The following is a 13,034-nucleotide window of genomic DNA, read 5'->3' on the forward strand; positions in this document are numbered from 1 at the left end:
TTGCATTGCGTCGCCGGCCGGAACCGTTTATACACCCGCTCCACCGACGGACGGCGCACTCCACAGTGACAGACCGGCGGTGACAGGACCGGAGAGTAGCTCAGCCTGGTAGAGCACTGCTTTCGGGAGGCAGGGGCCGGAGGTTCGAATCCTCTCTCTCCGACCATAAGGACAAGGGCTTCCGGAGAAATCCGGGAGCCCTTCGTCATTTCGGGCCATCATCTTGGGGCCATCGTTTCAGGGCCGCGCCAGACCCTCACACCGTGCACAGGAAACGCCGCTCCGTCCCTTCCAGCACCAGGGCGGTCAGGCGGTTGGTGGCGTAGGCGCCGGTGTCGATGCCGATGCGGTTGGGCAGCAGTTCCGGTTCCGGCGCGATGGTGTGGCCATGGACGACCATTTTGCCATGGTCGGCACGCGACGCCAGGAAGGCCTCGCGGATCCACAGCCGGTCCTGGTCCTCCTGCCGGTCGAGCGGGACGCCGGGACGGACGCCGGCATGGACGAAGTGGTAGTCGCCGATGGTCAGATGGTTGCGCAGGCCCGTCAGGAAGGCACGGTGATGGGCGGGCAGCAGGCTGTTCAGCATCAGCTGCGCTTGTTGCAGATGTTCAACCGGCGCATCGGGGTCGGGGGCCGGGATGCCGTAGCTCTCCAGGGTCGCGTCGCCGCCGTAGGTCAGCCAGCCGGGGGCGACGCGCAGGTCCGACAGGAAGCCCAGCATCGTGTCCTCATGGTTGCCGCGCAGGAACACGGCGCCGAAGGCCGGCGGCAGCCCGCAGGCCAGCCGTTCGATCACCAGCCGCGAATCCGGGCCGCGGTCGACGTAATCGCCGAGGAAGACGAGGTATTTCAGCAGGTTCGGCGCCTGGTCGGCATCGCGGGCGATCTGGCCCAGCATCTGGTCCAAGAGGTCGAGCCGGCCATGGATGTCGCCGACCGCATAGACGCGCATGCCGCGCGGCACCGTCGCCGGTCCGGTCCGCCCGGCCGAGGAAACGCCCGACGTGGCATCAGCCCACAGTTTCCGTGCCAAGCTCAACACGCGGCAGTTCTCGTTTTTGTCACAGTGCACCCACTCAGCTGTGTCCGGGCCGCCGGCTCTTCAAGGGGGCGACGGGGCTTCTTCTGTTGCACCGCATTCACGCCATTCGAGGCGATGGCGAGCACTTCGGCGAGGGTGACGGTCCGGCCGCTGTAACGGGCATGTGGTTTCAATCCATTGCGAAACGTAGGGCCATTGCGAAACGAAGGGCTTCGGCGATTCCACTTTGACATGGAGGGGGGACGCGGTGAACTCTTCGGTCGATCAGAGCGGACCCGATCCGCAGTGCGTCCAGCCAAAAAAGGCCCCCGCAGCATCATGACCAACGACCATAAGAACCGCTCCACCGGAGGATTCGCCCTTTCCCGCCGCACGCTGGGGCAGGCCGCCATTGCCGGCGGCGTGCTGGCCGGCTTCGGCCGTGCGCCGGTCTTCGCGCAGGACACCACGCTCAAGGTCGGCGTGCTGCTGCCGCGTTCCGGCCTGCTGGCCCAGGCGGGCCAGGCCTGCCAGCGCGGCGCCGACATCGCGCCGGCGGTGCTGTCCGAACTCGGCTACAAGGTCGAGGTGATGTCGGCCGATACCGAATCGAACGCCGACGTCGCCCGGTCGCGCACGGAAAAGCTGATCAACGACGGCGCCCATGTCATCGTCGGCGCCTTCGACAGCGGCCAGACCGCGGCCGCCGCCCAGGTCTGCGAACAGCGCGGCGTGCCGCTGGTGATGAACATCGCCGCCGCCGACAAGCTGACCGAGCAGGGCTACAAGACCGTCTTCCGCAACTTCCCGACCTCCACCATGCTGGTGACGAACGGGATGTCGCTGATGAAGGATCTGTTCGCCGCCACCGGCACCACGCCGAAGACGGCGGTGTTCCTGCACGCCAACGACACCTTCGGCATGGCGAACAAGGCTGCCATCGACGCGCTGTTCCCCAAGCTGGACATGCCGTTCCAGATCGTGGAGTCGATCTCCTACGATCCCAAGGCGCAGGATCTGGCGGTCGAGGTGGCGAAGGCCAAGGGCACCGGGGCCGAGCTTGCCATCGTCACCACCCGCGCCAACGACGCCATCATGATGGTGCGCGAGATGGTGAAGCAGCGCTGGGAGCCCAAGGGCATCGTCTCCCCCGGCTCGCCCGGCCTCTATGACGAGCAGTTCTACAAGGTGCTGGGCAAATACGCCGACTTCGCCATCACCAACCTGCCCTGGTACGATCCCAAGGCGGCGATGACCAAGCGGGTCGAGGCGGCCTTCAAGAAGCAGTTCCCGAACGACCGCTTCGAGGGCTACGCCTTCAACGTCGCCTTCACCTTCGAGGCGATCCTGATCGCCGCCGACGCCTTCAAGCGCGCCGGCACGGCGGAAGCGTCGGCGATGCTGGCGGCCCTGCGCCAGACCAACCTGTCTGACAAGCTGATGGTCGGCCCGGCGATCACCTTCGACGACAAGGGCCAGAACACCAACCTGATCTCCGCCTGCATCCAGAACCACAAGCTGCGCCCGACCGTGGTGCTGCCGAAGGCCTCGGCCGAAGCAGAGCCGGTGTTCCCGATGCCGGGCTGGGGCAAGCGGGCTTGATTTGACCTCATGTGACCATCCCCTCTCCCCCCTGCTCACGCGCAAACTTCGTTTGCGCTGACGCGACAGGCGGACCTGTGGTCCGCCGAAAGCGGGGAGAGGGCTAGGCCCAATCGACATTCATGGTTCCCATCGGGACTGAGTTGTGATTCATGGGTTTCCGCTATTTTGAGGCGGAGCTGTCGATGGGGATCAAACGCTACGAACTGACGGATTCCCAATGGGCACGGATTTCAGGATTGCTGCCCGGCAAGGTTGGCGATCCCGGCCGCTCGGGTGGCGATAATCGTCTGTTCGTCAATGGCTGCCTGTGGGTTCTCCGTTCCGGCGCCCACTGGTGCGATCTGCCTGAACGATATGGCAAGTGGAAGACGGTCCACCGCCGTTTCAGCCGCTGGTGCCACGCCGGGGTCTGGGAGCGGGTGTTCGAGGCGCTGACTGCCGACCGGGATAACCAGTACCTGATGATCGATAGCACGATCGTGCGTGCGCATCAGCAGGCGGCGAGCGGAAAAGGGGGGCCAAGGATCAGGCGCTGGGGCGTTCCCGAGGAGGATTGACCACCAAGATCCACATGCTGGCCGATGCGCTCGGCCGACCTCTGCGCTTGATTGTCACCGCCGGACAGGTCGGCGACATCACTCAGGCCGAAGCCTTGTTGGAAGGGCAGTCCGGCGCCGCTGTCCTCGCCGACAAAGCCTATGACAGCAATGCCTTGCGGGAGACGATTGCCGCCATGAATGCCAAAGCCGTCATCCCCTCCAACCGCTCTCGCAAGCTCATCATTCCTCATGATGCCGAAGCCTACAGACATCGAAACCGCATCGAGCGATGTTTCAACCGCCTCAAGCACTTCAGGCGATTCGCCACTCGCTACGACCGCAGGAAAATACACTTCAATGGCTTTCTCAGCCTCGCAAGCATCTCAATTTGGCTGAGGTGATTGTCGATCCGACCTAGGGTGAGGGGGATGCGCAGCAGGATTTCAACAAGAAACCTGCTGCGTCTTTCAACTCCCCGGCGCCCGCGGTGCGCTCCAGTTGCGCAGCACGCTGACAACGCGCAGCGTGAACACGGCGAGCGCACCGACCACCGCGACCGGCACCGGCGGCAGGTCCAGGCGGTTGCCGGCGATCACCACCGCGGCCCCCAGCAGCGAGGCCATGGCATAGATCTCCTCGCGCAGCACCCGTGGCACCTCAGCGACCAGCAGGTCGCGCATCGCCCCGCCGCCGCAGGCCGTCATCACTCCCAGAAGGGCGGCCGGCAGCGGGCTCAGCCCATAGGCCAGCGCCTTGCCGCAGCCGGCGACGGTGAACAGCCCGAGGCCGGCGGCGTCCAGCACCATCACCGGCTTGCCCAGCCGGTTGATCGGGCCATGGAACAGGAAGGCGGTCAGCCCGGCGGCCAGCGCCACCATCAGATAGCTGTCGTCGCGCAGGCTGGCCGGCGGCAGCGCGCCGATCAGCAGGTCGCGCACCACGCCGCCGGCCAGCGCCGCCGCCAGCGACAACACCATCACCCCGAACAGGTCCAGCCGCTTGCGCACCGCCAGCGTGCCGCCGCTGAGGCCGAAGACGAACACGCCGATGAAATCCATCACCGTCAGCAGGGCGGAGAGGTCGGTCGGCATCGGAATGGGAAGCGGCGGCATGGGCGGGCTCTGGCAAAGTCGTGTGCCCAGCGATTGAGCACAGCCGCGCCCGCCACGCCAAGCGAAACCTCCGCTACACCGTGTCGGGCACCGACAACCGGATGCCCATCCGCCGCGCCTCCAGCATGAAGGCGCGGGTCATCTGCAACAGGTCGGTGCGCCAGTAGAGCTGGGTCAGCGGCTCGTCCAGGAAGTCTTCCGGCAGCATGGCGTAGCAATAGGTCTCCACCACCCTGATGTCCTGTTTCCAGGGATCGACGCCGTCGCGCCAGCCGATGGTCCAGCCGGCATGGCCGGCGCCGATGGCCCAGCGTTCGAAATGCGGGGCGATGGTGTTGCTGTCGATGGGGTCCTTCACCGGCACCTGATAGAGCGCGACGAAGCGCCGGACATTCAGTTGAAGCCGCATCAGCAGCGAATCGCCAAAGGCGCCGATGCGATAGAGGCAGTCGGGCGAGCCGGGGGCATGGCTGAAGGTCACCTCGGCCCGCCGCAACTCGCTCAACGGCGTGGCGGACGGGGCATCGGCCAGCGGCGGCGTCTCATACTCGACGGCCCGCAGATCCTCGACCACGTCATGGGTCAGCATGTGGGAAACGCGGCTCTGCGCCTCGGCGATGGTCAGGCGGGTCAAGGGGCTGGTCCCTTCGGGCAAGTTGCAAAGCGGTCAGGAGACGAACGCCCCGGTCGGACTTTTGTTCAGGGACCGGCCAATCTGCGTCGATCCGCCCCTTGACCTTCCAATTGCTGGAAGCCCCATATCCCGTCATGCCGAGCGGAATCGAAGGAGAACCGGCATGACCACGACCCAGCACGACAGCAGCCCTGCGACGACCGCCGATCTCGACCTCGGCGTGTCTGGCATGACCTGCGCCTCCTGCGTCCGCCGGGTGGAGAAGGCGCTGGGCCGGGTGCCGGGCGTCACCGCGGTGTCGGTCAATCTGGCGACGGAGCGGGCGCGGCTGAGCTTTGCCGGAACGCCCGACGCCAGGGCCGCGGCGGACGCCGTCGAGGCTGCCGGTTTCCATGCCGAACGGCGGGAGTTCGACCTGTCGGTCACCGGGATGACCTGCGCCTCCTGTTCCGGCCGGGTGGAAAAGGCGCTGACCCGCTTGCCCGGCGTCGACTCGGCATCGGTCAATCTGGCGACCGAGCGCGCCCATGTCGTCGCCTTCGCCGGAAGCCTCGATACCGCCGATCTGGTCGCGGCGGTGGAGAAGGCCGGCTATGGCGCCGCCCCGGTCGCGCAAGGCGGCGAGCAGGCGGAAGAGGAGCTGCGGGCCGACCGCAGCCGGCGCGAGCTGCACCATGTGCTGATCGCGGCGGCGCTGTCGCTGCCGCTGCTGGCCGGCATGGCCGGCGACCTGTTCGGGGCGGACTGGATGCTGCCCGGTCCGGTCCAGCTGGTGCTGGCCAGCGTCGTGCAATTCTGGCTCGGCGCGCGTTTCTACCGCGCCGGCTGGAATGCGCTGCGGGCGGGAGCCGGCAACATGGACCTGCTGGTGGCGCTCGGCACCTCGGCGGCCTGGGGGCTCAGCCTCTATTTGATGCTGACCGCGCATCCGGGGCACGAGCCGCATCTCTATTTTGAAGCCTCTTCCGTCCTCATCACTTTCGTGCTGTTCGGCAAATGGCTGGAGGCGCGGGCCAAGGGCCAGACGGCGGCGGCGATCCGAGCCCTGATGGATTTGCGCCCGGCGACCGCCCGGCTGCGCCGCGACGGCGTCGAGACCGAGGTGCCGGTGGAGCGCGTCCGTGTCGGCGACCATGTGGCGGTCCGCCCCGGCGAGCGGGTGCCGGTCGACGGGCGGGTGGTCGAGGGCAGCGGCGGTGTCGACGAATCGATGCTGACCGGCGAGAGCCTGCCGGTCGACAAGGAGCCGGGTGCGCGCGTCACCGGCGGCTCGATCAACGGCGACGGCCTGCTGGTGGTGGAGACCACGGCGGTCGGCACCGAGACCATGCTGGCGCAGATCGTCCGCATGGTGGAGGGCGCCCAGGCATCAAAGGCGCCGATCCAGCGGCTGGTCGACCGGGTCAGCGCCGTGTTCGTCCCGGCGGTGCTGGCGGTGGCGGCGCTGACGCTGGCCGGCTGGTGGATCGTCGGCGGCGATCTGGAAACCGCCATCGTCACCGCCGTCTCGGTGCTGGTCATCGCCTGCCCCTGCGCGCTGGGTCTGGCGACGCCGACCGCGATCATGGTCGGCACCGGCGTTGCCGCCCGCCACGGCATCCTCATCAAGGACGCCGAGGCGCTGGAGCGCGCCCATGCCCTGACCGCCGTCGCCTTCGACAAGACCGGCACGCTGACCGAAGGCAAGCCGCGCGTCACCGACCTGATCCCGGCAGACGGCACCGGTGGCGAAACCCTGCTGCGCCTTGCCGCCGCCCTCCAGGCCGGCAGCGAGCACCCGCTCGCCCACGCTCTGCGCGATCGCGCTGCCGCCGCCGGCATGGCGCCGGGGGCCGCAACCGATTTCCGCGCGCTGGCCGGCCGCGGCGTCAGCGGCACGGTGGCGGGACGGCGCCTGCACCTCGGCAATGCCCGCGCGGTGGCGGAGGCCGGCTTGCAGCCGGGCGCCCTGGCCGGACCGGCCGACGCGCTGGCCGCATCCGGCCGCACCCTGTCCTGGCTGTTCGAGGTCGGCGAGGCGCCGCGCCTGCTCGGCCTCGTCGCCTTCGGCGACACGGTGAAGGACAGTGCCGTCACGGCCATCGCCTCGCTGAAGGCACAGGGGGTGGAGCCGGTGATGGTGACCGGCGACGGCCAGGGGGCCGCCCGCTCCGTCGCGGCGGCGTTGGGCATCAAGCGGGTGTTCGCCGAGGTGCTGCCCGGCGACAAGGCTGCCGTGGTCGCGACCCTGAAAGGGGAGGGCAAAACTGTCGGCATGGTCGGGGACGGCATCAACGATGCGCCGGCGCTGGCCGCCGCCGATGTCGGCATCGCCATGGCGACCGGCACCGACGTGGCGATGCACAGCGCAGGCGTCACCCTGATGCGCGGCGACCCGCGCCTGGTCGCCGGCGCCATCGACGTGTCGCGCCGGACCTATGCGAAGATCCGCCAGGGGCTGTTCTGGGCCTTCGCCTACAATGTGATCGGCATCCCGCTGGCGGCGTCCGGCAACCTCAGCCCGGTGCTGGCGGGTGCGGCGATGGCGCTCAGTTCGGTCAGCGTGGTGGTGAACGCCTTGACCCTGCGCGGCTGGACGCCGCCAAAAAGCGAGGATGCGTGATGAAAGACGGCATGACCATCGGCGACGCCGCCAAGGCATCGGGCGTCAACGCCAAGCTGATCCGCTATTACAAATCCATCGGCCTGATCCCGGAGGCCGGGCGGACGGCGTCGGGCTATCGCGTCTACAGCGACCGTGACGTGAATGTGCTGCGCTTCGTCAAGCGGGCGCGGACGCTGGGCTTCGGGATCGAGCGCATCCAGAAGCTGGTCGGGCTGTGGCAGGACCGCTCGCGCTGCAGTTCCGAGGTCAAGCGGATCGCACTCCAGCACATCGACGAGCTGGAGGCGAAGATCGCCGAATTGCAGGCGATGCGCGACACGCTGCACGAGCTGGCCGACGCCTGCCACGGCGACGAGCGGCCGGACTGCCCGATCCTGAAGGATCTGGCGTCGTGAAAGAAACTCCCCACGCGCGTTGTCCCCCTCTCCCCCTGGGGAGAGGGTTAGGGTGAGGGGGATGCGCGGCAAGGATTTTCAAAGGTCGCGCAGTCCCGGTCCCCAGTATATCCACCCCATGCCTCCCCCTCACCCCGACCCTCTCCCCGGAGGGAGAGGGGGAAATCCCCATGGTGAAAGGGCGTTGCCTACCGCTTCGTCTTCGGATCATGCGTGTAGTGACGGTCGGTCGCGTCAATGCGCTTGCTCATGCCTCACCGATCCTGCTGGTAGCCTTGATGGGTTGTGTTCTGCCGGCTGTTGCCCTGCTGGCCCTGCTCCTTGGTGTTGGGCGCGGCGCGGTTGCCGGTGCCGTCGTCGGGCGAGGCGCTGGTCGCCGGCTCGCCGGGACCCTTGTCGCTGCGGCCTTCGGGCGGGACGGGCGGGATGTGCTTGGTCATGGTGGCGCTCCTATTGTTGGCTCGCGTTCTCTTCCAACAGAGGGGCGTGGGACGGGTTCCGGCCGGACAGAGACCCAGCCCTGCGCCCGGCCTCCGCAATGCTTTCATGCGAAATTGCTGCGACCGCGCAGAGTGGATCGGACTCTATGCTGATCCCCACCATGCCAGATCTTCCCGTCCAGCCTCTCGCCCCCGCCCAATCCGCACCCCGCAAGCCGCCCGTGACGGCGTCCGACGGACTGCCGATCCCGCAGCGCTATTGGGCGATGACGGCGATGACCGTCGCGCTGATCATGGCGGTGCTGGACGGCGTGGTCGCCAACATCGCCCTGCCGACCATCCAGCGCGAGTTCGCGGTCGATGCCGCCAGCGCCATCTGGGTGGTCAACGCCTATCAGCTGGCGGTCACCGTCTCGCTGTTCCCGTTCGCGTCGCTGGGCGACATCATCGGCTACCGCAAGGTCTACTGGTTCGGGCTCGCGCTCTTCACCGTGGCCTCTCTGGCCTGCGCGCTGTCGCCGAACCTGCCGGTGCTGACCGCCGCCCGCGTCGTGCAGGGCATCGGCGGCGCCGGGATCATGAGCGTCAATCTGGCGCTGGTCCGCCACATCTACCCCTCCACCCATCTCGGCCGCGGCGTCGGCTACAACGCGATGATCGTCGCGGTGTCCTCCGCGGCGGGCCCCAGCCTCGCGGCGCTGATCCTGTCGGTGGCCTCCTGGCCCTGGCTGTTCGCCGTCAATGTGCCGCTGGGGCTGGCGGCGCTGGCGGTGGCGGCGCGGGCGATGCCGGCGTCCAACCCGGCCGGTCACCGCTTCGACTGGCTGAGCGCCGCGCTGAACGCCGGCATGCTCGGCCTGCTGATCGTCGGCTTCAAGGGGGTGGATGGCAGCCAGCCTTATTGGCTTGTCGCGGCGGAACTGCTGGCGGCCCTGGCGCTCGGCGCGACGCTGGTGCGGCGCGAACTGGCGCAGGCAGCCCCCCTGCTGCCGGTGGATTCTGCTGCGCCGCCCGGTCTTCGCCCTGACGGTCGTCACCTCGGTCTGTTCCTTCGCCGCGCAGAACATCGTCTTCGTCGCGATGCCCTTCTTCTTCGAGGATGTGCTGAACCGGTCGCTGACGGAATCCGGCCTGCTGATGACGCCCTGGCCGCTGGTGGTGGCGCTGGTCGCCCCGATCTCCGGCCGGCTGGCCGACCGCTACGAGCCGACGCGGCTGGCGGCGGCGGGCCTGCTGGCCTTCGCTGCCGGCCTCGCCCTGATGGCGCTGCTGCCGTCCGACCCGTCGACGCTGGATGTGGTCTGGCGGATGGCGCTGGCCGGCTTCGGCTTCGGCTTGTTCCAGACCCCGAACAACAAGGTGCTGGTCAGCAGCGCGCCGAAGGAGCGCAGCGGCGGCGCCAGCGGCATCCAGGCCACCGGCCGGCTGCTGGGCCAGACGCTGGGCGCCGCCACGGTCGGACTGGTCTTCACCGCCATCGGCAAGGCGGACGGCAGCGTCGTCGTGCTGTGGCTTGGCGCCGGGCTGTGCCTCTTCGCCTGCCTGACCGGCATCTTCCGCCGCCGCCCGGCCGCCTGACCGGTTACGGCTTGGGCTGCTGGCTTTCCGGCCGGGTCAGCGTCGGCTCGTCGCCATAGGCGAAGGTCGGCGCCTTGTCGAGGTCGGCCTGCCCGATGTCCAGCATCGGCCCGTCGGGACCGTTGGCGAGCGCGCCGGCCGGTAGCGCCACCAGCTTCTCGCCCAGCCCCAGCACCTCGTTCGGCGCCATCACGATGCGGTCGACCCGGTCGCCGCTGCTGTCCATGGTGAAGTCGAGGATGCGGCCGGCCATCTGCCCGTCGCGGGTGCGCAGCTCCGTCCCCACCATCGCCCGCGCCTGCTCGGGATTGAGCGCTGCGGAGGGCAATGCCGCCACCGGCGGCGAGGAACCCTGCGCGCCCGTCACCGATCCCGTCACCGGCCCCGTCACCGGCGCTGCGGGGTTCTGCACCTCACGCGACGGCGCTTCGCCGCTGACCCCCGGCGGGGAGGCGATCTGCCCGGTCGCCGGTTGGTCGTCCGGCCGCGGCGCGGTCATCAGCGGCGGCGAGGCGGCGACGCCCGGCGCGGTCTGGGCAAAGGCGGTGCCGGTCAGCAGCAGCGCCGCGGCCGGAACAAGCATGAGGGGGCGGAGCATGAGGGCGACCCTTCCGTTCGGATTCAGGTATCGCCCTGGTTAACAGCGGAAGGTGGGGTTGGGTTGCCGACATGAATCCGCGCTCGTCTCCCTCTCCCCCCGGGGAGGGGGGCGGGGTGAGGTGGATGCACATGTTGGATTCTTGCTGGAGGGCCGCCGCGCGCCCCCCTCACCCTAACCCTTTCCCCGGGGGGAGAGGGGATCTTCCGCTGCCTCCCCACTCACTTCCCGCGGCCGGTCTTGTCCTGCAACGCGTCGATGCGCTTCGACGCCTCGGCCTTGGTCAGGCCGTCATCGAAGGATTCGCCGGCCTCCTCGCTCAGCGTCTTCAGATAGGAGGCCTGGGCGCCGGTCATCGGCTCGTCGCCGGTGGTCCAGTCGTCGGGGTTCTTGTCGCGATTGGACGTGTCTTCGCCGGTCTTCGGATTCTCGTGGCCGGCATGGTCATGGGTATCGGCGGTGTGCTTGGTCGTCATGATGCGTGCCTCTCGAAAGGGAACGCATCATGAACAAACCTGAAGGCGGAAGGTTCCCGCCCCCTGGCCCGGCCCCCTCAGCCGTTGCGCCGCAGCAGGAAGACGCCCTGTTCGCCCAGCAGGTTGGCGAAGCCGGAATGGGCGTGGCTGGTCACCCGGCCGGCGCGGTCGATGATCCGCGTCTGCTCGATGGTGATGCTCATCTCCTCCGTCAGCACGACGAAGTCGCGCAGCGTGCAGAAATGGATGTTGGGCGTTTCCCACCACTGGTAGCCCAGCTTTTCCGTCACCGGCATGCGGCCGGTCAGCATCAGCTGCATGCGGACGCGCCAATAGCCGAAATTCGGCACCGAGACGATGGCGCGCCGGCCGATGCGGCACAGCATCTCCAGCACGTCGCGCGGCTGCTTCATCGCCTGAAGCGTCTGGCCCAGAATGACATAGTCGAAGGCTTCCGCCGGATAGTCCTTCAGGTCGGTCTCGGCATCGCCCTGGATCACCGACAGGCCGTGCGCCACGCACTGGCGCACTCCGTCCATGCTGAGTTCGATGCCGCGCCCGTCGACATTCTTGGTGTGGGCCAGGTAATCCAGCAGGGCGCCGTCGCCGCAGCCGACGTCCAGCACGCGGCTGTTCGGCTCCACCATCTCGGCGATCAGCTTCAAATCGTCGCGAATGTCCACCATGGTCGGTTGTCTTGTCTCACTCAGCGCGCGCGGCGGCGGACGGACAGGCCGCGATGCTCGGCGCAGCCCTCCAGGAAGCCGTGGATGACCTGATGGAACTCCGGCTCGTCCAGCAGGAAGGCGTCGTGGCCCTTGTCGGTCTCGATCTCGACGAAGCTGACATTCCCGGCGACGGCGTTCAGCGCATGCACGATGGCCCGCGATTCCGAGGTCGGGAACAGCCAGTCGCTGGAGAAGCTGGCAAGGCAGAAGCGCACCGGCGTGGTCTTGCCCCCCGGCCGGAAGGCGTTGGCCAGCGTGCCCCCGGCATCGGCGGCGAGGTCGAAGTAATCCATCGCGCGGGTGATGTAGAGGTAGGAGTTGGCGTCGAAGCGTTCGACGAAGGCCGCCCCCTGGTAGCGCAGGTAGCTTTCCACCTGGAAATCGGCGTCGAAGCCGTAGGTGATCGCCTTGCGGTCCTGCAGATTGCGGCCGAACTTGCGGTGCAGGGCCGTTTCCGACAGGTAGGTGATGTGCGCCGCCATGCGGGCGACGGCCAGGCCGGCCTCCGGCTTGGTGCCTTCCAGCAGGTAATTGCCGCCGCGCCATTCCGGGTCGGCCATGATCGCCTGGCGTCCGACCTCGTGGAAGGCGATGTTCTGCGCCGAATGGCGGGCGGCGGTGGCGATGGGCACCGCGGCGAACACCGATTCGGGGTAGGCGACCGCCCATTGCAGCACCTGCATGCCGCCCATCGAGCCGCCGATGACGCAGAACAGCTTTTCGATGCCGAGATGCTCGACCAGCAGCTTCTGCGCCCGCACCATGTCGCCGATGGTCACGACGGGGAAGGACAGGCCATAGGGCTGGCCGGTGGCGGGATCGAGATCCTTCGGCCCGGTGCTGCCCAGGCAGCCGCCCAGCACGTTGGAGCAGATGACGAAATAGCGGTCGGTGTCCACCGGCTTGCCGGGGCCGACCAGCATCTCCCACCAGCCGGGCTTGCCGGTGACCGGATGCCTCTCCACCACGAAATGGTCGCCGGTCAGGGCGTGGCAGATGAAGATCGCGTTGGACTTGTCGGCGTTCAGCGTGCCGTAGGTCTGGTAGGCGATCTGGAAGCCGCCGATCTCCACCCCGCTGTCCAGCCGCATCGGCCGGTCCACCGCCAGACGCACGCGCTTGCCCGGCATGACCTGTTCGTTGGAAGCGGGGGCGGGGGCATTGGGGGCGGAGCTGTCGAGGGCCGCGGACATCTCGTTTCGTGCCTTGTCGGAAGCCTTGTGGCGCCTTGATGGGAACCGTCAGGGAGCTGTGGCGGAACGGGAGCGTATAGCTACGAAGCCGGCCTTCGGAGTGTCAA

14 protein-coding genes, 1 tRNA gene and 1 pseudogene are annotated in these 13,034 nt (G+C 68.2%); 7 read left to right on the plus strand and 9 right to left on the minus strand.

Translation table 11 applies throughout. The features are described 5' to 3' along the window. Positions 1–89: 89 nt before the first annotated feature. Positions 90–166 (plus strand) — tRNA-Pro (locus tag ACWPN3_RS01765). A 90-nt stretch (positions 167–256) separates the two neighbouring features. On the opposite strand, the gene ACWPN3_RS01770 is transcribed toward ACWPN3_RS01765, so the two are convergent. After that, a complete protein-coding gene (locus ACWPN3_RS01770) occupies positions 257–1,045 on the minus strand; it encodes a metallophosphoesterase family protein (protein ID WP_492242174.1) in 789 nt (262 codons plus the stop codon). Between the two features lie 318 nt (positions 1,046–1,363). On the opposite strand from ACWPN3_RS01770, the gene ACWPN3_RS01775 reads away from it, so the two are divergent. After that, on the plus strand, positions 1,364–2,626 hold the full coding sequence (locus tag ACWPN3_RS01775; RefSeq protein ID WP_492242173.1) for an ABC transporter substrate-binding protein: 1,263 nt from the start codon (positions 1,364–1,366) through the stop codon (positions 2,624–2,626). Positions 2,627–2,811: 185 nt separating this feature from the next. After that, positions 2,812–3,569 (plus strand): IS5 family transposase gene (locus ACWPN3_RS01780; protein ID WP_492241372.1). Its coding sequence is split into 2 segments (ribosomal slippage): positions 2,812–3,136 and positions 3,136–3,569, totalling 759 coding nucleotides; the frame shifts between segments, so codons are not numbered across the junction. Between the two features lie 66 nt (positions 3,570–3,635). Here the strand turns inward: ACWPN3_RS01780 and ACWPN3_RS01785 are convergent. Next, on the minus strand, positions 3,636–4,280 hold the full coding sequence (locus ACWPN3_RS01785) for a trimeric intracellular cation channel family protein (RefSeq protein ID WP_492242172.1): 645 nt from the start codon (positions 4,278–4,280) through the stop codon (positions 3,636–3,638). A gap of 73 nt (positions 4,281–4,353) precedes the next feature. Continuing rightward, positions 4,354–4,914: a hypothetical protein gene (locus tag ACWPN3_RS01790; protein ID WP_492242171.1), complete on the minus strand. Its 561-nt coding sequence runs from the start codon at positions 4,912–4,914 to the stop codon at positions 4,354–4,356. A 163-nt stretch (positions 4,915–5,077) separates the two neighbouring features. Between ACWPN3_RS01790 and ACWPN3_RS01795 the strand changes: the two genes are divergently transcribed. Together ACWPN3_RS01795 and cueR are read left to right on the plus strand one after the other, a co-directional pair. Beyond that, positions 5,078–7,516 carry a heavy metal translocating P-type ATPase gene (locus ACWPN3_RS01795; protein WP_492242170.1) on the plus strand — a complete coding sequence of 813 codons (2,439 nt, stop codon included), beginning with the start codon at positions 5,078–5,080 and terminating at the stop codon, positions 7,514–7,516. After that, positions 7,516–7,914 (plus strand): Cu(I)-responsive transcriptional regulator, encoded by a 399-nt coding sequence (gene cueR / locus ACWPN3_RS01800; protein WP_492261019.1) that lies wholly within the window; start codon positions 7,516–7,518, stop codon positions 7,912–7,914. The genes ACWPN3_RS01795 and cueR overlap by 1 nt, the downstream gene beginning before the upstream one ends. Before the next feature lie 254 nt (positions 7,915–8,168). On the opposite strand, the gene ACWPN3_RS01805 is transcribed toward cueR, so the two are convergent. Together ACWPN3_RS01805 and ACWPN3_RS01810 are read right to left on the minus strand one after the other, a co-directional pair. Then, positions 8,169–8,354, minus strand: coding sequence for a hypothetical protein (locus ACWPN3_RS01805; RefSeq protein ID WP_492242168.1), 186 nt, complete (start codon positions 8,352–8,354; stop codon positions 8,169–8,171). Positions 8,355–8,610: 256 nt separating this feature from the next. Then, entirely contained in the window at positions 8,611–8,742 is a 132-nt protein-coding gene (locus tag ACWPN3_RS01810; protein ID WP_492242167.1) for a hypothetical protein, read from the minus strand. Here ACWPN3_RS01810 and ACWPN3_RS01815 point away from each other — a divergent pair. Beyond that, positions 8,693–9,241 (plus strand): annotated as a pseudogene (locus tag ACWPN3_RS01815) (MFS transporter); the annotation flags it as partial. The gene ACWPN3_RS01810 and the pseudogene ACWPN3_RS01815 overlap by 50 nt on opposite strands. A 193-nt stretch (positions 9,242–9,434) precedes the next feature. After that, on the plus strand, positions 9,435–9,932 hold the full coding sequence (locus ACWPN3_RS01820) for an MFS transporter (protein WP_492261129.1): 498 nt from the start codon (positions 9,435–9,437) through the stop codon (positions 9,930–9,932). A 4-nt stretch (positions 9,933–9,936) separates the two neighbouring features. Here ACWPN3_RS01820 and ACWPN3_RS01825 read toward each other — a convergent pair whose 3' ends face one another. The 4 genes from ACWPN3_RS01825 to metX all read right to left on the minus strand — a co-directional run bounded on the left by ACWPN3_RS01825 (position 9,937) and on the right by metX (position 12,927). Then, positions 9,937–10,530 (minus strand): PRC-barrel domain-containing protein, encoded by a 594-nt coding sequence (locus tag ACWPN3_RS01825; protein WP_492242165.1) that lies wholly within the window; start codon positions 10,528–10,530, stop codon positions 9,937–9,939. 221 nt (positions 10,531–10,751) lie between these two features. Continuing rightward, positions 10,752–11,006 carry a DUF3072 domain-containing protein gene (locus ACWPN3_RS01830; protein ID WP_109449749.1) on the minus strand — a complete coding sequence of 85 codons (255 nt, stop codon included), beginning with the start codon at positions 11,004–11,006 and terminating at the stop codon, positions 10,752–10,754. A 77-nt stretch (positions 11,007–11,083) separates the two neighbouring features. After that, entirely contained in the window at positions 11,084–11,692 is a 609-nt protein-coding gene (metW, locus tag ACWPN3_RS01835; RefSeq protein ID WP_109449751.1) for a methionine biosynthesis protein MetW, read from the minus strand. Between the two features lie 20 nt (positions 11,693–11,712). After that, positions 11,713–12,927 (minus strand): homoserine O-acetyltransferase MetX, encoded by a 1,215-nt coding sequence (metX, locus tag ACWPN3_RS01840; RefSeq protein WP_492242164.1) that lies wholly within the window; start codon positions 12,925–12,927, stop codon positions 11,713–11,715. Positions 12,928–13,034: the final 107 nt, after the last annotated feature.

The organism is Azospirillum sp. UENF 111221, assembly GCF_058780625.1.